An 18,396-nucleotide genomic window follows, 5' to 3' on the forward strand; every position below is an offset into this window, starting at 1 on the left:
CATCGGCGGCGCAGCCCCCATGGTGAACGTCGGCGCGCTCAAGGACACCACCCTGCTGAACATGGGCATCTTCGCCCTGTTCGTCCTGGTCACGATGGTCATCGTGTTCCGCGCCAGCCGGAACAATAAGACGGCGGCGGACTACTACGCAGCCGGCCGCTCCTTCACCGGTTCGCAGAACGGCACGGCGATCGCCGGCGACTACCTGTCGGCGGCGTCTTTCCTCGGCATCACCGGGGCGATCGCGATCAACGGATACGACGGCTTCCTGTACTCGATCGGCTTCCTCGTGGCCTGGCTGGTGGCCTTGCTGCTGGTGGCCGAACTGCTGCGCAACACCGGCAAGTTCACCATGGCCGATGTGCTCTCCTTCAGGCTGCGGCAGCGCCCGGTCCGGATCGCCGCGGCCCTGTCCACGCTCGCCGTTTGCTTCTTCTACCTGCTCGCGCAGATGGCCGGCGCCGGCAGCCTGATCTCCCTGCTGCTGGGCATCAGCGACTGGGGCGGACAGGCACTGGTGATCATCGTCGTCGGCGCCCTCATGATCATGTACGTGCTCATCGGCGGCATGAAGGGCACCACCTGGGTGCAGATCATCAAGGCCGTGCTCCTGATCTGCGGCGCCGCCGTCATGACCCTCTGGGTGCTGTCGATCTATGGCTTCAACCTCTCGAACCTGCTCGGCTCCGCCGCCGAAGCCGCGAACAACCCGAACGTCCTCAACCCCGGCCTGCAGTACGGCAAGAGCGAAACGTCCAAGCTGGACTTCATGTCGCTCGGCCTCGCCCTGGTCCTCGGCACAGCAGCCCTGCCGCACGTGCTGATGCGCTTCTACACCGTGCCCACGGCCAAGGAAGCCCGCAAGTCCGTGGTCTGGTCCATCTGGCTGATCGGGCTGTTCTACCTGTTCACCCTGGTGCTCGGCTACGGCGCCGCCGCGCTCGTCGGGGCGGACACCATCAAGGCAGCACCCGGCGGTGTCAACTCGGCCGCACCGCTGCTGGCCTTCCACCTCGGCGGGCCGCTGCTCCTGGGCTTCATTTCCGCCGTCGCCTTCGCCACGATCCTCGCCGTGGTGGCCGGCCTCACGATCACGGCGGCGGCCTCCTTCGCGCACGACATCTACGCGAACGTCCTCGCCAAGGACAAGGCCGACGCCGGCACCGAGGTCAAGGTGGCCCGGCGGACCGTGGTGGTCATCGGCATCCTGGCCATCCTCGGCGGCATCTTTGCCAACGGGCAGAACGTCGCCTTCCTCGTGGCGCTCGCCTTCGCCGTGGCTGCATCCGCCAACCTGCCCACGATCGTCTACTCGCTGTTCTGGCGGAAGTTCACCACCCGGGGCGCGGTCTGGAGCATGTACGGCGGCCTCGCCGCAGCCATCATCCTGATCGCCCTTTCGCCTGTGGTTTCCGGGGCCAAGACCTCCATGATCCAGGGCGCGAACTTCGCCATCTTCCCGTTGAGCAACCCGGGCATCGTGTCCATCCCGCTCGCCTTCTTCCTGGGCTGGTTGGGCACCGTGCTCGACAAGCGCAGGGAGGACCCGGCCAAGCAGGCGGAGATGGAAGTCCGTTCGCTCACCGGGGTCGGGGCCGAAAAGGCCGTGGAGCACTGACCCTTTCCGTCACGCCCTGAAACCCGTGGCGCCCTGAAACGCCGAAGCCCTCCTGCGGTCCGCTGCAGGAGGGCTTGGCCGTTGGCTGGTTTGGTGCCGGGCTGCTTGGTGCCGGGCGCCAGCGTCTAGCCCCGGGGCCTGATCCGGATGGCATCCATCTTTCCCTCGTTACCCACGAATCCGTACTTGAGCTCGATCGTGCGGCCGTCGCAGTCCAGTGTGCCGGTGATCTCGGAATGGTTGACACCGTTCTTGGACTCGACGTTGACCGAGTCGTAGCTGGTCTTGCACGAATCGCTGAGCTCAAGCCCGTTGATGCCGCGGATGAAGCTGGCTTTGGACAGATCGTCCTTGAGTGAATCGGTCAGGAAGCGGTCGTAGGCCTCGTCGTTCCGGCCCTTGAGCAGCAGGTTGGTGAATTCTTCGGCCTGGCCCTTGACCTTGCCGGTGGCATTGCCCACCAGGTTGACCAGCAGCACGACGCCGACTACCGCGAGGATTACCACGGCGCCAACAACGCCAAGGACAATCCACAACACTTTGCGGCTCTTCCGCGCGGGCCCGGCCGGCTGGCCGAACGGCTGCCCGTGCTGGCTGCCGTCGTACGGTGGTTGGGAGTACGGTGGCTGAGCGTAGGGCGGCTGCGGGTACGGCGGCTGGCCCTGCTGGCCATAGGGTGCCTGTCCCGGCGGGCCGTATTGCGGCTGGGTCCCGTACTGCGGCGGGCCGAACTGGGGTTGGCCGTACTGTGGCGCCCCATATTGCGGCGCTCCATATTGCGGCTCAGGGGCCGGCGGTACCTGGCTGCCCTGCGTAGACTGGCCTTCCTGTCCGGCCTGGCCCTCCTGCCCCACATGCGGGGGAGCGGGCGGTGGCGGGGGCACGGGCCTGGAGGTCCAGTCGGGCTTCTGGGGATCCTGGTTGTGCGGATCCTGGGGAGTGCTCACGATGGGTTCGCCTTTCCGGCCGCCTGCGCCGCCGTTGCTTGGAACGCGTGCCGGGAACCGCGGGCCGGCCCCAAGACGTCCGTCTGAATCAAACCGCATGTTCCGGCGGCGGGGCAAGTAAAGGGCCGCCGGGGCCGGCCCGGTCAGCCGCCGCTCTTCTTCAGCAGCGGCTGCATCCGGTACGGGATCATCTCCTGCATCGCCAGGGCGGTGTCCGTCCGCTCCACGCCGTCGCAGCCCAGGATCTTGCCGTTGATGCGGAAGAGGTCCTCGGCGTCCAGGGCCACCACCCGCAGGAGCAGGTCTGCGGAGCCGGTGAGTCCGTGACCCTCCAGGATCTCCGGGATCCCGGCCAGCTCAACGGCCAGCTGTCCGAGCTTCTGCTGCTGCACATGCACGGAAATGAAGGCCAGCAACGGGTAGCCCAGGGCCGCCGGGTTGATCCGCCGTTCGAAGGACAGGAAGGCGTGCTTCTTCTCGAGCTGCGCCATCCGTGCCTGGACCGTGTTCCTGGACAGGCCGAGCTTCTGGGCCAAGGCCACCACAGTCCCCCGCGGGTCCTTCGCCATGGCCGAAAGCAGCCGGGTGTCTGTGCCATCCAAAGCTTGCATAATGCGCAACATTAGCACGGTGACCAGGCGCCCGACAGGGCATAATGCTCAGAATCCATGGCAGTGGTTGTACCCAATGAGCATTGTGAGTAGGGTCACAGTTATCCGGGCGATGAGGCCCGGGCAGCTGCGGCTTGCGGGGCCAAAAGTCCTAGCGGCAACGGCACAGAACGAGCCGAAAGGTGCGAGCAACCGTGTTGACCGATGAAGCCGGCCGGGGAGCCAACCAGGCGCCTGAACCCGCGAACAGTGTGAAGAATCCACGCCGGACCGGGGGAGACCTGGTCCAGTTGCTGACCCCCTCAGGGGAGCGCATCAGCCATCCGGAATTCGACCTCTGGATCAGCGACGTCAGCGACGAGCAGCTGTGCTCGCTGTACGAAGACATGGTGGTCATCCGCCGGATCGACGCCGAGGCCACGGCACTCCAGCGCCAGGGCGAACTTGCCCTCTGGCCGCCAATGCTTGGCCAGGAAGCAACGCAGATCGGCTCGGGCCGTGCCCTGCGCAGCGACGATTTCGTCTTCCCCACCTACCGCGACAACGGCGTGGCCTACTGCCGCGGCGTGGCTGTCCCGGACCTGGTACGGGCCTGGCGCGGCAACGCCTTGTTCGGCTGGGACCCCTACCGCTACAACATCGCCACGCAGCAAATCATGATCGGATCGCAGTCCCTGCACGCCACCGGCTACGCCATGGGCATCCAGGACGACGGCGCCGACTCCGTGGCGGTGGCCTACTTCGGCGACGGCGCCACGAGCGAAGGCGACGTCAGCGAAGCCATGGTCTTCGCCGCCAGCTTCCAGGCACCCGTGGTGTTCATCTGCCAGAACAACCACTGGGCCATTTCCGAACCGGTGCTCGTGCAGTCCCATGTGCAGCTCGCGGACCGGGCCTCGGGCTTCGGCATTCCCTCGATGCGCGTGGACGGCAACGACGTGCTCGCCGTGCTGTCCGCCACCCGGATCGCACTGGACCGGGCCAGGAAGGGCGGCGGGCCCACCTTCATCGAGGCGCTCACCTACCGCATGGGCCCGCACACGACGGCGGACGACCCCACCCGTTACCGCGACCCCAACGAGCTCGAGGACTGGGCGGCGAAAGACCCCATCGCCCGGCTCAAGGCGCTGCTGGACCGCAAGGCACTGCTGACCGGGGAACTGGAGGCCCGCGTCAAGGCCAAGGCCGACGCCGTCGCCGCGGAACTCCGGAGCGGCACCATCAACATGCCCGAGCCCGCGCCACTGGACGTCTTCAAGCACGTCTACAGCGAAGAGAATTCCTGGATCGAACGCCAGAAGGACCACTACACCCGCTACCTCCAAAGCTTCAGCGGATCCGCGCAGGAAGGTGCCCTCTGATGAGCCAGCTGACATTTGCCCGCGCCATCAATGCCGGGCTCCGCAAGGCCCTCGACAATGACCCCAAGGTGGTCCTGATGGGAGAGGACATCGGCAAGCTGGGCGGCGTCTTCCGCGTCACCGACGGGCTGCAGAAAGACTTCGGCACCCACCGCGTGGTGGACACACCGCTGGCCGAATCCGGCATTATCGGCACCGCCGTCGGACTGGCCTACCGCGGCTACCGGCCGGTGTGCGAAATCCAGTTCGACGGCTTCATCTACCCGGCGTTCGACCAGATTGTCAGCCAGGTGGCCAAGATGCATTACCGCACCCAGGGCACGGTGAAGATGCCCATCACCATCCGGGTGCCGTTCGGCGGCGGCATTGGTTCGCCCGAACATCATTCCGAATCCCCGGAGGCCTACTTCACCCACACCTCGGGGCTGCGTGTGGTCAGCGTGTCCAACCCGCAGGACGCCTACACCATGATCCAGCAGGCCATCGCCTCGGACGACCCCGTGCTGTACTTCGAACCCAAGCGCCGCTACCACGACAAGGGCGAGGTGGACGAGGCGGCAGCGCTCGACCGTGCGCTGCCGATGGGCAGCGCACGCGTGGCCGCTGGCGGCAGCGACGTCACCCTGGTGGCCTATGGCCCGCTCGTGAAGACAGCGCTCGACGCCGCCCTGGCCGCCTCCGATGAGGGCGTGTCCATCGAGGTCATCGACCTCCGCTCCCTGTCGCCAATCGACTACCGCACCGTTGAGGCGTCCGTCAGGAAGACCGGCCGGCTCGTCATCACCCACGAGGCCGCGCAGTCCGGCGGGCTCGGCGCGGAAATCGCGGCCAGCCTCACCGAACGCTGCTTCAATTACCTCGAAGCTGCGCCGGTCCGTGTCACGGGCTTCGACGTGCCCTACCCGTACTCCAAGCTCGAAATGCACCATCTGCCGGACCTCGACCGGATCCTGGACGGCGTGGACCGTGCCCTCGGCCGGCCGAACTCCCTGAGCGGACTGGAAGGATGAGCCCCGCCATGATCAAGGAATTCCGACTGCCGGATCTTGGCGAAGGACTCACCGAGTCCGAAATCCTCAGCTGGAAGGTCGCGGTGGGGGACACCGTGGAACTGAACCAGGTGATCGCCGAGGTGGAGACCGCCAAGGCCGTGGTGGAGCTGCCCTCGCCGTTTGCCGGGACGGTGGCCGCCCTGCACGAACAGCCGGGCAGCGTCGTCGAGGTCGGCAAACCGATCGTTTCCTTCGAAGTGGACGACGTCGCCGCCGCACCTTCCGGCGTGGGCGAGCCTGCCGTTGACGCCGGGAACGCCGCTGGCGCGCCCGCTGCGCCGCCCGCGCCGGTGCGCGAGGCCACCCTCGTCGGCTACGGCGCCGCCGTCGAGCAGGGCGGGCACCCGACGCGCCGCCAGCGCACCTTCGCGCCTGCAGCCCGGCCGGCGGTTCCTGCCACGGCGTCCGCACCGGCCGCCGTCGAGCAGTCCGCACCCTCCGCTGTCCTCCAGTTCGAGCGACAGCCCGGGCGGCAGGCCGAACGGCCCCGCTCCACGCCGCCGGTGCGGAAACTGGCAAGGGACCTCGGCGTCGACCTGACACAGCTCAGCGGAAGCGGCGCGGGCGGGCTGATCACGCGCGAGGACGTGCAGCACTTCGCCGAAGACGCTGCCGCCCCCGCCTCGGCCCGGCCTCGCACCGGTTCCGGCCGCGAAACCCGCACCCCGATCAAGGGCGTCCGCAAGTACACCGCGGCGGCAGTGGTGCAGAGCGCATTCACCGCGCCGCATGTCACCGAGTTCCTCACGGTGGACGTCACCGCCGCCATGGAACTGCTGGAGCGGCTCAAGGCCAGCCGGACGTTCCAGGGATACAAGTTGACTCCGCTCACGCTCGCGGCAAAGGCGGTGCTGATTGCCCTGAAACGGAACCCGACGCTCAACTCGCGCTGGGACGAAGCGGCGCAGGAGATCGTCGAGTACAACTACGTCAACCTGGGCATCGCCGCCGCGACGCCACGCGGGCTGACGGTTCCGAACATCAAGGACGCGGATGCGATGGGACTGTTGGAACTGTCGGCGGCACTCTCGGAACTCACGGAGGCCGCGCGCGCGGGGAAGACCACCCCCGCGGACCTCGCCGGCGGCACTATCTCGATCACGAACATCGGCGTCTTCGGCATCGACGCCGGCACGCCGATCCTCAACCCGGGGGAAGCCGCGATCCTCTCCCTCGGCGCTGTGCGCAAGGCCCCCTGGGTGCACAACGATGAACTCGCCGTCCGCCATGTCATGTCACTGAGCCTGTCCTTCGACCACCGCCTCGTGGACGGCGAACAGGGCTCCCGCTTCCTGGCCGATGTGGGGGCGGTCCTCTCGGATCCGGGGATGGTCCTGGCCATGGTGTAGCCGAAAGCTCTGACGGCCCGCCGGTGCCGGTGGGCCGTCAGTGTTTGTCTCGTGGTGCCGCCCGCGTGCCCAGGAGCACGGCAACGCAGGCGAGCACGGCCAGCGCGGCGTAGCCGCAGGTGACGGTGAAAAGGGAGAGTCCCCGCACGAGCTGGCCCGCCACGAGGGCGGGCACCGCCGATCCCGTGTAGGAGATGGCGTAGACCAAGGACAGCAGGCCCGCACGCTCGTGCAGCGTCGTGGGCCCGAGCAGCAACGCCATGCTGCCGTTCATCGCCAGCCCCGCCCCGAGCCCGCCGAGCACTCCACATCCGATGAACAGCGGGGCGGAACCCAGCGCCGTCGAAGCCGCCAGCCCCAGCACTGCCGCGGCGAAAAGGGCCATGCCCAGGCGCTGGGCGGAGGCCGACGTCGTCCGGCCGGAGAGCGGGCCGGCGAGCACGCCCGGGGCCATATAGGATGCGAACACCGCCGCGGCCACGAGCGGGGCCCGCGAGCCCAGGTAGTCGACAGCCACGGAGGGACCGAATGCGTTGAAGAACCCGCCCACCGCCCAGGTCGAGACGAAGACGCACGCGGCGATCGGCAGGCAAGGCCGTGCCGAGGCGGGGACGCGGACCTCGGGCCGCAGCGACGCGAGGGCCCCTCGGCGGCGGGTGACGGTTTCCGGCGCAAGCCCGACCCCCAGCGCGCAGAGGCACAGGGCGGCGGCGAAGGCGATGTAGCTGGCCTGCCGTGGCGCCGGGGCGAATTGCACGAGCGCGCCCGCGGCGAAGACCCCGAAGGACAAACCGACGGTGGCGGCCGTGGTGGTCACTGCCGCGACGAGCCATTTCGGCCGGGCCGGAGCGGTGTCGACGGCGAAGGCGGCGAGGGCGCTGGAAGCGAGGCCCGCTGCCAGGCCCTGCATCGCCCGCCCGGCGAACAGCGGCCAGAAGCCGTCAACGGTGGTGAGCACCAGGCAGCCGGCTGCGGCCAGGAGCAGGGCGGCGATGGATACCGGCTTACGGCCGAGATGGTTGGACAGGCGGCCCAGGAACAACAGGGCGGAAACAGCGCACACGAAATATCCCGCCGCCACGAGGGACAGTTGCGTATCAGTGATCCCGTTCTGGGCGCGGTAGCTGCCGAAGAGCGGTATGGCGGTGGACCCCGCCGCGAAAACCGTGACGAAGGAAGCTGTGGCGGAGACGAAACCGGTTTTCGTCGATTTCCCTGCTGGAAGGATGGTCTGCGCGGTCATGGGGATCCTTTCGTGTTCCCTCCCAGCTTTCCCTTGGTCCCGGGCCTTGAGGAAGGTACTGCCGTGACGGGTAATGCCAGTGCCTCCCTCGCAGGGGTCAGCGGTACCGTCAGCGCCGCGAGGGCCATCTGCTCCAGGAGGGGCCGCGCGGTCTTCGCCGCAATCCGGCGGCCGTGGCTGCGCACCGAATGGGGGGTGGAGTTGATCAGGCCGAAGACGGCGTGGGCACGGACGCGCAGTTCCGCGGCGTCGGCGCCACTCCCGCCGGTGTCCCGGTGCACCTCGCCCAGCACGCTCACCCAGAGTTCCACATAGCTGCGCTGCAGCGCGCGCACGTCCGTCCGGTCGGCCTCGGACAGGCTGTCCAGGTCCCGGTCCTGCACCCGGATGACATCGGGGTTGCTCAGGGCGAAGTCGACGTGGAATTCCACCAGGCCGCGCAGGGCCGCCGCGGGGTCGGAGGCCCCTGCGGCCACCGTCCGGCCGCCGTCGAGCAGTCCGCGGCTGACGCTCAGCAACAGTTCGGCGAGCACCGCCTGCTTCCCGGGGAAATGCCGGTAGACGGCCGGTCCGCTGACGCCCGCCGCCGCGCCAAGGTCCTCGAGGGAAACTCGGCTGAAGCCGTTCTCGGCGAAGAGGGCTGCGGCGGCGGAGAGGAGCGCCTTCCGCCGGGTTTCCTTCGCCTGGCTGCGCAGGGTGGGCGGCGCGGGAGCAGGGGAGTCTCCGGCGGGCAAGCTTGCCTCGTCCTGGTGTGCGGCCACGGATCCTCCTTGTGCGGCGTGCTCCACCGGGGAGTGGTGGACATCACAGTTAATAGAGACTAAGCTAAATTTCAGTTATTTGTCATTAACTGAAGTCGGTGACTGAAACCGCCGTTGGCCGGAAGTCCGGCCGGGATGGGATGCATGTCGATGGAGACACTCGCCAGCAGGGCTGACGCCAGGAATGCGGGCTTCGAAGCCAACGCACGGGCCCAGCAATCCCTCGTGGAGGAGTTGAAGGAACGGCTCGCCGCGGCGGCGCCCGGCGGGCCGGAAAAATCGCGCCAGCGCCACGTGGCGCGCGGAAAACTGCTGCCCCGCGAGCGCATCGAACAGTTGCTGGACGACGGAAGCCCGTTTCTGGAAATCGCCCCGCTGGCGGCGAACGGGATGTACAACGACGATTCCCCCGGTGCCGGGGTGATCGCCGGAATCGGCCTGGTCCACGGCCGCCAGGTGTTGGTCATCTCCAATGACGCCACGGTCAAAGGCGGAACCTACTACCCGATGACGGTGAAGAAGCACCTGAGGGCCCAGGAAATCGCGTTCGAAAACCGGCTTCCCTGCATCTACCTGGTGGACTCCGGCGGAGCATTCCTGCCGCGCCAGGACGAGGTGTTCCCGGACAAGGAACACTTCGGCCGGATCTTCTTCAACCAAGCCCGGATGTCCGCGGCGAAGATCCCGCAGATCGCTGCCGTCATGGGTTCCTGCACCGCAGGCGGCGCCTACGTTCCAGCCATGAGTGACGAAACGGTGATCGTGCGGAACCAGGGCACCATCTTCCTGGGCGGCCCGCCGCTGGTGAAAGCCGCCATCGGCGAGATCGTCACCGCGGAAGAACTGGGCGGCGGGGACGTGCACGCGAAGATCTCCGGCGTCAGCGACCACCTCGCCGAAAACGACGAACACGCCCTGCAGATCGTCCGGGACATCGTGGCCACCCTGCCCCGGCCCCAGGAACCGGTGTGGGAGGTCGACACCACGGAGGAGCCCGCCGTCGATCCCGCCGGCCTCTATGGCGTGGTACCGGTGGACGTCAACGAGTCCTATGACGTCCGCGAGGTCATCGCCCGCCTGGTGGACGGCTCGCGCTTCCACGAATTCAAGAAGGAGTACGGCGCCACGCTCGTCACGGGCTTTGCCCGCCTGCATGGCCACCCCGTGGGCGTCGTCGCCAACAACGGTGTCCTGTTCAGCGAATCCGCCCTCAAGGGCGCGCACTTCATCGAACTGTGCGACCAGCGCGGCATACCGCTGGTTTTCCTGCAGAACCTCTCCGGTTTCATGGTCGGCAAGGACTACGAACACGGCGGTATCGCCAAGAACGGGGCCAAGATGGTCACCGCCGTCGCGACCGCCAGGGTGCCCAAGCTGACGGTGGTGATCGGCGGCTCCTTCGGCGCCGGCAACTACTCGATGTGCGGCCGCGCCTACGGCCCGCGCTTCCTCTGGATGTGGCCCGCCGCCCGGATCTCGGTGATGGGCGGCAACCAGGCCTCCTCGGTCCTGGCCACCGTCAAGCGGGAACAGTTCGAGGCCGCCGGGCAGCACTGGTCCACGGAGGACGAAGAAGCCTTCAAGGCCCCCATCCGGCAGCAGTACGAGGACCAGGGCAGCCCTTACTATTCCACCGCCCGGCTGTGGGATGACGGCATCATCGACCCCGCGGACACCCGCCGCGTCCTCGGCCTCGCGCTCGACGTCGTCTCCCGCCAGGCCCTGCCGGACACCTCTTTCGGCTTGTTCAGGATGTGACCGGCGATGGCACAACTCTTTGATACCGTCCTGGTGGCCAACCGCGGCGAAATCGCCTGCCGCGTCATCCGCACGCTCAAAGCCATGGGGATCCGTTCCGTCGCCGTCTACTCGGACGCCGACGCCGGAGCGCGCCACGTGCGCGAAGCGGACAGCGCCGTCCGGATCGGGACAGCGAGCGCCGCGGACAGCTACCTGAACATCGACGCCATCATCGACGCCTGCGTGCAGAGCGGCGCCCAGGCCGTCCACCCCGGCTACGGCTTCCTGGCCGAGAACGCCGAATTCGCCAGGGCGCTGGGCTCCCGCGGAATCGCCTTCATCGGCCCGCCCACGGACGCGATCGAACTCATGGGGGACAAGATCCGCTCCAAGAACCACGTGGCGGGCTACGGCGTGCCCTGTGTTCCCGGGATTGCCGAACCCGGGATGGGCGATGCCGAACTGATTGCCGCCGCACCGGCTGTCGGCTTCCCGCTGCTCATCAAACCGTCCGCCGGCGGCGGCGGCAAGGGCATGCAGGTCCTGGAACGGGAAGAGGACATGCCGGCCGCTCTCGCCACCGCACGCCGTGTCGCGGCCGCCGCGTTCGGCGACGACACCTTGTTCCTGGAACGGCTGGTCCGGACGCCGCGGCACATCGAGGTCCAGGTCCTCGCGGATTCCGCCGGCAACGTCATCCACCTCGGCGAGCGCGAATGCTCGCTGCAACGGCGCCACCAGAAGGTCATCGAGGAGGCCCCGTCACCGCTGCTCGAATCCCTGCCCGACGGCGCCGCGATCCGCGCGCGGATCGGCGAAGCCGCCTGCCAGGCCGCCCGCTCGGTCCGGTACAGCGGCGCGGGAACCGTCGAGTTCCTGGTGTCGGACGAGGACCCCGGGCACTTCTACTTCATGGAAATGAACACCCGGCTCCAGGTGGAACACCCGGTGACGGAAATGGTCGCGGGAATCGACCTGGTCGAATGGCAGGTACGCATCGCCGCGGGCGAGGTCCTCACCGTGATGCAATCCGACGTCGTGCTGGAGGGGCACGCCGTGGAGGCCCGCGTCTACGCCGAAGACCCGGCCCGGAACTTCCTGCCGTCGGTGGGCGAGGTGCTGGCGCTGGATGAGGGCGGCGGCCCCGGGGACGCCGTCGGTACGTCCGCCCCCGGGACCCGGTTGCGGATCGACTCCGCCATGCTTCCGGGCCTTGCGGTCACCGGCGACTACGATCCGATGCTCGCCAAGGTCATCGCCTGGGGGCCGGAGCGGGACGGTGCACTGGACGCCCTCGACCGCGCCCTCGGGAACTACACCCTGCTTGGCCTGCACACCAACGTCGAATACCTCCGCCTCTTGGTCGACGACCCCGACGTCCGCGCGGGCCGGCTCGACACCGGGCTCATCGAACGCAGGCTCCCCGGAATGCAGTTCCGGCAGGCAGGGGAAACGGAACTGCTCGCCGCCGGGCTGCTGGCCGCCGGCGGTGACCGGCCGGCGTCGGGGGCTTCCCCGTGGTTGGCCGGCGACGGCTGGCGGCTCGGCGCCCCGGCCCCGCGCCGGGTCCATCTGGGCCTCCCCGCGGGAGCCTCGGAAAGTGGCCTGGCCACTGTTTCGCTGGTTCGGCAGGGCGACGGGTACCAGGCGCAGCTCGACGGCGGCACCCCGCACAAAGTGGGCGGCGGCCCGGAACTGGTGCTCGACGGCGTCGCGCACCATTACGTGGCCGCGCAGGAAGCCGCGCCTTCCGGCGGACCGCGCGGGCTGTGGCTCGGCGACGGTGGCTGGTCCTGCCGCCTGGAAATCCTCGACCGGGAGACACGGCTCCGACGGATCCTGGCCGGTATCCAGCGCGAAGAGGGCGCCGCCGACCCGGAGGTGCGCTCGCCGATGCCCGGCACGGTGGTCTCCGTCTCCGTGGGCGACGGCGACACCGTCGAGGCCGGGCAACTGCTGCTCTCCGTCGAGGCGATGAAGATGGAACACCAGCTCACCGCCGCGCTGGCCGGCACCGTCCATCTGACCGCAAGCCCGGGAGACCTCGTGAAGGCCGATCAGGTCCTCGCCACCATCCACCCGAAAGAAGAACCCCACACCACTCCGAAAGGCGAGGAACCCCGCCATGGCCGGCTTTGATCTCAGCGAGGAATACCAGGACCTCAGCGATTCCGTCAGGGAATTCGCCGACGACGTGGTGGCCCCCGTTTCCACGAAACACGACGAAGAACACAGCTTCCCCTACGAAGTAGTCAAGCAGATGGGGGAGATGGGTCTCTTCGGCTTGCCCTTCCCGGAGGAATTCGGCGGCATGGGCGGGGACTACTTCGCCCTCTCCCTTGCCCTGGAACAGCTGGGCCGCGTGGACCAGTCGGTGGCCATCACCCTGGAAGCCGGGGTATCCCTCGGCGCCATGCCCGTCTACCGCTTCGGCACCCAGGCCCAGAAGGAGGAGTGGCTGCCCCAGTTGGCTTCCGGGCAGGCGCTCGCCGGCTTCGGACTCACCGAACCGGAAGCCGGCTCGGACGCCGGCGGCACCAAGACCCACGCCCGGCTCGAAGACGGCCAGTGGGTGGTCAATGGCACCAAGGAGTTCATCACCAACTCCGGCACGGACATCAGCCGGCTCGTCACCGTCACCGCTGTTACCGGGGAACAGCAGCGCAAGGACGGCAGCACCAAGAAGGAGATCTCCACCATCCTGGTGCCCACCTCCACCCCGGGTTTCAGGGCGGAGAAGGCCTACAACAAGGTGGGCTGGAACGCTTCGGACACCCACCCGCTGACCCTGGCCGATGTCCGGGTACCCGAGGGGAACCTGCTCGGCGAACGGGGCCGCGGCTACGCGAACTTCCTCTCCATCCTGGACGAAGGGCGCATCGCCATCTCCGCCCTCGCCACCGGTGCCGCCCAGGGCTGCGTGGACCTGTCCGTCAAATACGCGAAGGAGCGCAGCGCCTTCGGTCACCACATCGGCAAATACCAGGCCATCCAGTTCAAGATCGCACGCATGCAGGCAAGGGCCCACACGGCCCGCCTTGCCTACTACGATGCCGCCGCGCGGATGCTCGCCGGGAAGCCGTTCAAGACCGAAGCGGCCATAGCTAAGATGGTCGCAGGCGAGGCAGCCATGGACAATGCGCGGGACGCCACCCAGGTGTTCGGCGGCTATGGCTTCATCAACGAATTCACGGTGGCGCGGCACTACCGCGACTCCAAGATCCTGGAAGTGGGGGAGGGCACCACGGAAGTCCAGCTGATGCTCATCGCCCGCGAGCTGGGTCTCTGACCGCTGATTCCCCAACCGCGAAGGAAGGATCATCGATGATCGACAAAGTTGTTGCCAGCGCCGCGGAGGCGGTGAAGGACATTCCTGACGGTGCCTCGCTGGCTGTCGGCGGTTTTGGCCTCTGCGGCATCCCGGTGGCGCTGATCGATGCGCTCCATCAACAGGGCACCACGGACCTGGAAACCGTCAGCAACAACTGCGGCGTGGACGACTGGGGCCTCGGCATCCTCCTCAAGGACGGCCGCATCCGCCGCACGGTCAGCTCGTACGTGGGCGAGAACAAGGAGTTCGCCCGACAGTACCTCGCCGGGGAGCTCGAAGTCGTTCTCACCCCGCAAGGCACCCTCGCGGAAAAACTGCGCGCCGGTGGCGCCGGCATCCCGGCCTTCTACACGGCGGCCGGCGTGGGCACCCAGGTGTCCGAAGGCGGGCTTCCGCAGAAGTACGACGCCGAAGGCAACGTCGCCCTGGCCTCCTCCCCGAAGGAGGTCCGCACTTTCAATGGGGCCGACTACGTGCTCGAAGAGTCCCTGACCCCGGACTTCGGCCTGGTCCACGCCTGGAAAGGCGACCGGCACGGCAACCTCGTCTTCCACGCCACCGCCATGAATTTCAACCCGCTCTGCGCCATGGCCGGGAGGATCACCATCGCCGAGGTCGAGGAACTCGTGGAACCCGGCGAGCTGGACCCCGAACACATCCACGTCCCGGGCATCTTCGTGCAGCGGGTGGTCCTGGCCCCGGACGGGGAGAAACGGATCGAAAAACGCACCGTCGCGCTCGCCGCGTCCCCAAGCAAAACGGAGGCAGGAGCATGAGCATCGAGAACAGCTCACCGGAAGCACCCCCGCGCCCCGAAGCGGTCCGCCACGGCTACCGGGAGGCCGCCGTCGGGCATTCCGCGGAGGACGCCGCGACCAAGGGCTGGACCCGTAACGAGCTCGCGGCCCGCGTGGCACAGGAACTCAGCAACGGCCAGTACGTCAATCTCGGGATCGGGATGCCCACCCTCATTCCCAACTACATCCCGGCCGGCGTCGAGGTGGTGCTGCACTCTGAGAACGGGATCCTGGGCGTCGGTCCCTACCCGGCCGAGGACGCCGTGGACCCGGACCTCATCAACGCCGGCAAGGAAACCGTCACCGTCAACAAGGGTGCGGCGTTCTTCGACTCGGCCCAGTCCTTCGGGATGATCCGTGGCGGCCACGTGGACGTCGCGGTGCTCGGCGCCATGGAGGTGGCCCAGAACGGCGACCTCGCCAACTGGATGATCCCCGGCAAGATGGTCAAGGGCATGGGCGGCGCCATGGACCTGGTGTTCGGCGCCAAGAAGGTCATCGTGATGATGGAACACGTGGACCGCAACGGCAACCCGAAGATCGTGGAGAAATGCTCCCTGCCGCTCACCGGCAAGGGCTGCGTCAACCGGATCATCACCGACCTGGCCGTGATCGACGTCGTGCACGAGGGAGGAACCCCGCGCCTGGTGCTGCGGGAGCTGGCCCCCAATGTCACGGTCGAGGACGTGGCCGCGGCCACCGGTGCCCAGGTCTTCGAAGAGGACCAGGAGCTCACGGTTTGACGGACGAGCCCACCGTCATCGTGCAGCGCGGGCTGTACTTCGAAGAGATCCAGGAAGGCGTGGTCTACGCGCACCGGCCCGGCCGCACCGTCACGGAAACGGACAACGTCCTTTTCACCACGCTGACCATGAACACGCAGGCACTGCACCTGGACGCCGCGTGGAGCGCGAGCCAACCCTTCGGGCAGCGGCTGGTGAACTCGATGTTCACCCTGGCCACCGTGGTGGGGCAGTCCGTGCCGCAGCTGACGCAGGGCACCATCGTGGCGCAGCTGGGCCTGGGCGACGTCTCGTTTCCGCATCCGCTCTTCCACGGCGATACCCTGTACACCGAAACGGTGGTCACCGAAAAACGGCGTTCCAGGTCACGGCCGGGCCAGGGCGTGGTGACCATGCGGCACACCGGCCGGAACCAGGACGGCGTGGTGGTGGCACTGGCCACCCGTTCCTGCCTGATGTGGACCAAGGAGGCTCACGAAACACATGCCAGCAGTTGATCCGGCACACGCCCCAGTCGATCCCTTCACCATGGGGCCGGCCCTGTTGTTCTGCCCCGCGGACCGTCCCGAACGGTTCGGCAAAGCGGCCGAACGCAGCGACGCCGTCATCCTCGACCTCGAAGACGCCGTGGCGCCGGACGCGAAGCAACGGGCACGGGGGGCGATCCTGGCTCTCGTGGCGGCGGAGGGCCAGGCGGCGGAGCTGGATCCCAGCCGCACCATCGTGCGCATCAACCCGGCCGGGAGCAGCGAGTTCGCCAAGGACCTGCACAGCCTGGCCCACACTCCCTACCGCACCGTGATGCTCGCCAAGGCCGAGTCCGCCGAGCAGCTCCGGGCGCTGGGGGACTACCGGGTCATCGCCTTGTGCGAGACGGCCAAGGGAATCCTGAACGCCGCCGCGATCGCTGCCGAACCGAACGTGGTGGCCCTGATGTGGGGCGCCGAGGACCTGATCGCCTCCATGGGCGGCACCTCCAGCCGGAACAACGACGGCGGCTACCGGGCTGTGGCGGTGCACTCCCGTTCCACGGTGCTGCTGGCCGCCAAGGCGCACGGCAAGGAAGCGATCGACGCGGTGTACGTCGACATCCCGGATCTGGAGGGCCTGGCCGCCGAGGCCGCCGACGCCGTCGCCAGCGGCTTCGGTGCGAAGGCGTGCATCCACCCGAACCAGGTGGCCGCAGTCCGCGGCGCCTACGCCCCCTCGGACGAAGCCCTCGCCGGCGCCCGCGAACTCCTCGAAGCAGCCGCAGCCGCCGGCACCGGCGTCTTCCAGCACAAAGGCAAGATGGTGGACGGGCCCATCCTGCGCCACGCCGAGGCCACGCTCCGCCGGGCCGGGCAGGCACGCTAGCCCCGCACGCTTCCCTAGCTCCGCGACCGGGGCAGGGACAGCGGCGGGATCGCCTCGTAGAGCTCCATCCGCACCCAGCGCTCGCCGTTCTCCCGGAACTCTGCGCGGTTCGCGAAGCGGTACAGGAAGGTGCGGGCACGCACCCAGCGGGGGCGGGCGCCGTCGAACGGGTCCAGCCGCAGCAGGCGCAGGGTGGCGGGGTCGGCGTCGAGCAGTTTGTGCAGGAACGCATAGAACCACGGCTCGTGGATGGTGCGCAGCGGCAGGAACCACATGAGCCAGTCGAGCCGCAGATGGTACGGCGCCCACTGCCGGGGCAGGCGGCGGAGCTCGCCCGGCTTGCCCTTGAAGCCGTACTCGCGCCAGCCGCCGGTGCCGTCGGGATCGGCGTCGAGCGTTCCCTCCACCACCACCTCCACCCGGTGCTTCGTCACCGTGCCGAACGCACCATAGGTGTTGACCAGCTGCCAGCGGTTGAAGCTCGCGTTCATCAGTTGCCCGCTGGAGAGCAGGTTGCGCAGCGGCCGGTAGCTGAGCACCAGCAGCAGGAGCGTCACGGCGAGCACGACGGCGGTCCACCACAGGGGGGACTGCAAGCCGGCCGCGGGGGCCGGGGAGCCCGGTGCCGGGAGCCCGAAGACCGCCCGCAGCACCGGATCGCTGACCGCGCCGAACGCCAGGACGATCGCGGACCAGTTGAGCCAGGCGAAATTCCCGCTGCCCACGAGCCAGAGCTGGGTGAAGATGATGATTCCGGCCGCGGCGGACGCCAGCGGCTGCGGCGCGAAGAGGAAGAACGGCACCACCAACTGCGCGAAATGGTTCCCCAGCACCTCCATCCTGTGCAGGGGTTTCGGCAGCAAGTGGGCCTGCCGGCTCAGGGGCCCGGGCATCGGCTGGGTTTCGTGGTGGTAGTACAGGGCCGTCAGGTCCCGCCATTCGCTGCCGCCGCGGATCTTGATCATGCCCGCCCCGAACTCCAGCCGGAACAGCAACCACAGCAGCAGCAGGAGGATGGTCCGTGGCGGCGGGACCTGCTCCGAACCCAGGAACGCCACGGTGAAGCCGAGCTCCAGCAGCAGCATTTCCCAGCCGAAGCCGTAGAACGTCTGGCCCACGTTGACCACTGACATGTACAGCAGCCACAGCGCCAGGAACAGCAGCAGCGGAACCCAGGGCGGCCCCAGCTGCGGCAGGCCGGCCACCAGCAGCAGGGCCAGCACCATCCCGGCCGCGCAGACCAGGCGCAGCAAGCGGTCCGAGTAGCGCCAGCGGAAGAGGCTCGGCCGCCCGTAGTCCCGCGATCGCTCCACGTACCGCGGCACGGGCAGCAGGCCGTGCTCGCCCAGCAGCGCGGGGAACTGGTTGAACGAAGACAGGAAGGCGATGAAGAAGAGGGCCGCGGTGCCGCGCTGCAGGACCTGCCGGGCAAATCCATAGTCCGGCACCTCCAGGAACCACACCCAGTCCACGTCTCCAACGCTACG

At 68.2% G+C, this 18,396-nt stretch carries 16 protein-coding genes; 11 read left to right on the forward strand and 5 right to left on the reverse strand.

The genetic code is table 11. The annotated features are described in order from the left end of the window. The first annotated feature begins 19 nt into the window (after positions 1 to 19). A complete protein-coding gene (locus tag DWV11_RS06300) occupies positions 20 to 1,618 on the forward strand; it encodes a solute symporter family protein (protein ID WP_115788110.1) in 1,599 nt (532 codons plus the stop codon). A gap of 125 nt (positions 1,619 to 1,743) precedes the next feature. Here DWV11_RS06300 and DWV11_RS20360 read toward each other — a convergent pair whose 3' ends face one another. Together DWV11_RS20360 and DWV11_RS06315 are read right to left on the reverse strand one after the other, a co-directional pair. Continuing rightward, complete coding sequence (locus tag DWV11_RS20360; RefSeq protein WP_245953466.1) at positions 1,744 to 2,565, reverse strand: hypothetical protein; 822 nt, start codon at positions 2,563 to 2,565, stop codon at positions 1,744 to 1,746. Positions 2,566 to 2,708: 143 nt separating this feature from the next. Continuing rightward, positions 2,709 to 3,176 (reverse strand): Lrp/AsnC family transcriptional regulator, encoded by a 468-nt coding sequence (locus DWV11_RS06315; RefSeq protein ID WP_115788033.1) that lies wholly within the window; start codon positions 3,174 to 3,176, stop codon positions 2,709 to 2,711. Between the two features lie 194 nt (positions 3,177 to 3,370). Between DWV11_RS06315 and pdhA the strand changes: the two genes are divergently transcribed. Genes pdhA through DWV11_RS06330 form a run of 3 tightly spaced genes read left to right on the forward strand, consistent with a single transcriptional unit; the run spans position 3,371 to position 6,938 of the window. Beyond that, positions 3,371 to 4,537, forward strand: coding sequence for a pyruvate dehydrogenase (acetyl-transferring) E1 component subunit alpha (gene pdhA / locus DWV11_RS06320; RefSeq protein ID WP_115788034.1), 1,167 nt, complete (start codon positions 3,371 to 3,373; stop codon positions 4,535 to 4,537). After that, positions 4,537 to 5,547 (forward strand): alpha-ketoacid dehydrogenase subunit beta, encoded by a 1,011-nt coding sequence (locus DWV11_RS06325; RefSeq protein WP_115788035.1) that lies wholly within the window; start codon positions 4,537 to 4,539, stop codon positions 5,545 to 5,547. Before pdhA ends, DWV11_RS06325 begins: the two co-directional genes overlap by 1 nt. Next, on the forward strand, positions 5,544 to 6,938 hold the full coding sequence (locus DWV11_RS06330; protein ID WP_115788036.1) for a dihydrolipoamide acetyltransferase family protein: 1,395 nt from the start codon (positions 5,544 to 5,546) through the stop codon (positions 6,936 to 6,938). The genes DWV11_RS06325 and DWV11_RS06330 overlap by 4 nt, the downstream gene beginning before the upstream one ends. A 37-nt stretch (positions 6,939 to 6,975) precedes the next feature. Here the strand turns inward: DWV11_RS06330 and DWV11_RS06335 are convergent, their stop codons facing one another. Together DWV11_RS06335 and DWV11_RS06340 are read right to left on the reverse strand one after the other, a co-directional pair. Then, on the reverse strand, positions 6,976 to 8,181 hold the full coding sequence (locus DWV11_RS06335) for an MFS transporter (protein WP_115788037.1): 1,206 nt from the start codon (positions 8,179 to 8,181) through the stop codon (positions 6,976 to 6,978). Then, a complete protein-coding gene (locus DWV11_RS06340) occupies positions 8,178 to 8,942 on the reverse strand; it encodes an SACE_7040 family transcriptional regulator (RefSeq protein ID WP_425452047.1) in 765 nt (254 codons plus the stop codon). The genes DWV11_RS06335 and DWV11_RS06340 overlap by 4 nt, the downstream gene beginning before the upstream one ends. A 150-nt stretch (positions 8,943 to 9,092) precedes the next feature. Between DWV11_RS06340 and DWV11_RS06345 the strand changes: the two genes are divergently transcribed. The 7 genes from DWV11_RS06345 to DWV11_RS06375 are packed head-to-tail and all read left to right on the forward strand — an operon-like array spanning position 9,093 to position 16,909. Further along, positions 9,093 to 10,700, forward strand: coding sequence for a carboxyl transferase domain-containing protein (locus DWV11_RS06345; RefSeq protein WP_115788113.1), 1,608 nt, complete (start codon positions 9,093 to 9,095; stop codon positions 10,698 to 10,700). A 6-nt stretch (positions 10,701 to 10,706) separates the two neighbouring features. Next, positions 10,707 to 12,821 carry an acetyl/propionyl/methylcrotonyl-CoA carboxylase subunit alpha gene (locus DWV11_RS06350; protein ID WP_115788038.1) on the forward strand — a complete coding sequence of 705 codons (2,115 nt, stop codon included), beginning with the start codon at positions 10,707 to 10,709 and terminating at the stop codon, positions 12,819 to 12,821. Continuing rightward, positions 12,808 to 13,971 carry an acyl-CoA dehydrogenase family protein gene (locus DWV11_RS06355; protein ID WP_115788039.1) on the forward strand — a complete coding sequence of 388 codons (1,164 nt, stop codon included), beginning with the start codon at positions 12,808 to 12,810 and terminating at the stop codon, positions 13,969 to 13,971. The genes DWV11_RS06350 and DWV11_RS06355 overlap by 14 nt, the downstream gene beginning before the upstream one ends. Before the next feature lie 35 nt (positions 13,972 to 14,006). After that, positions 14,007 to 14,789: a CoA transferase subunit A gene (locus DWV11_RS06360; RefSeq protein WP_115788040.1), complete on the forward strand. Its 783-nt coding sequence runs from the start codon at positions 14,007 to 14,009 to the stop codon at positions 14,787 to 14,789. After that, positions 14,786 to 15,553 carry a CoA transferase subunit B gene (locus DWV11_RS06365; RefSeq protein ID WP_115788041.1) on the forward strand — a complete coding sequence of 256 codons (768 nt, stop codon included), beginning with the start codon at positions 14,786 to 14,788 and terminating at the stop codon, positions 15,551 to 15,553. Before DWV11_RS06360 ends, DWV11_RS06365 begins: the two co-directional genes overlap by 4 nt. Next, entirely contained in the window at positions 15,550 to 16,050 is a 501-nt protein-coding gene (locus DWV11_RS06370; protein WP_115788042.1) for a MaoC family dehydratase, read from the forward strand. Before DWV11_RS06365 ends, DWV11_RS06370 begins: the two co-directional genes overlap by 4 nt. Continuing rightward, positions 16,037 to 16,909, forward strand: a complete 873-nt coding sequence (locus DWV11_RS06375; protein WP_115788043.1) for an HpcH/HpaI aldolase/citrate lyase family protein — start codon at positions 16,037 to 16,039, stop codon at positions 16,907 to 16,909. Before DWV11_RS06370 ends, DWV11_RS06375 begins: the two co-directional genes overlap by 14 nt. A gap of 14 nt (positions 16,910 to 16,923) precedes the next feature. On the opposite strand, the gene DWV11_RS06380 is transcribed toward DWV11_RS06375, so the two are convergent. After that, positions 16,924 to 18,381, reverse strand: a complete 1,458-nt coding sequence (locus DWV11_RS06380; protein WP_115788044.1) for a lipase maturation factor family protein — start codon at positions 18,379 to 18,381, stop codon at positions 16,924 to 16,926. Between the last annotated feature and the right edge of the window lie 15 nt (positions 18,382 to 18,396).

Origin of the sequence: Arthrobacter silvisoli (assembly GCF_003369445.1) — a bacterium.
Taxonomy (GTDB): domain Bacteria; phylum Actinomycetota; class Actinomycetes; order Actinomycetales; family Micrococcaceae; genus Arthrobacter; species Arthrobacter silvisoli.

Bases quoted from the DNA above. Each gene is read 5' to 3' on its own strand.
- DWV11_RS06335 (WP_115788037.1), bottom strand. From the start codon at position 8,181: ATGACCGCGCAGACCATCCTTCCAGCAGGGAAATCGACGAAAACCGGT.
- DWV11_RS06360 (WP_115788040.1), top strand. From the start codon at position 14,007: ATGATCGACAAAGTTGTTGCCAGCGCCGCGGAGGCGGTGAAGGACATT.
- DWV11_RS06330 (WP_115788036.1), top strand. From the start codon at position 5,544: ATGAGCCCCGCCATGATCAAGGAATTCCGACTGCCGGATCTTGGCGAA.
- DWV11_RS06365 (WP_115788041.1), top strand. From the start codon at position 14,786: ATGAGCATCGAGAACAGCTCACCGGAAGCACCCCCGCGCCCCGAAGCG.
- DWV11_RS06325 (WP_115788035.1), top strand. From the start codon at position 4,537: ATGAGCCAGCTGACATTTGCCCGCGCCATCAATGCCGGGCTCCGCAAG.
- DWV11_RS06345 (WP_115788113.1), top strand. From the start codon at position 9,093: ATGGAGACACTCGCCAGCAGGGCTGACGCCAGGAATGCGGGCTTCGAA.
- DWV11_RS06375 (WP_115788043.1), top strand. From the start codon at position 16,037: ATGCCAGCAGTTGATCCGGCACACGCCCCAGTCGATCCCTTCACCATG.
- DWV11_RS06300 (WP_115788110.1), top strand. From the start codon at position 20: ATGGTGAACGTCGGCGCGCTCAAGGACACCACCCTGCTGAACATGGGC.
- DWV11_RS06350 (WP_115788038.1), top strand. From the start codon at position 10,707: ATGGCACAACTCTTTGATACCGTCCTGGTGGCCAACCGCGGCGAAATC.
- DWV11_RS06315 (WP_115788033.1), bottom strand. From the start codon at position 3,176: ATGCAAGCTTTGGATGGCACAGACACCCGGCTGCTTTCGGCCATGGCG.
- DWV11_RS06355 (WP_115788039.1), top strand. From the start codon at position 12,808: ATGGCCGGCTTTGATCTCAGCGAGGAATACCAGGACCTCAGCGATTCC.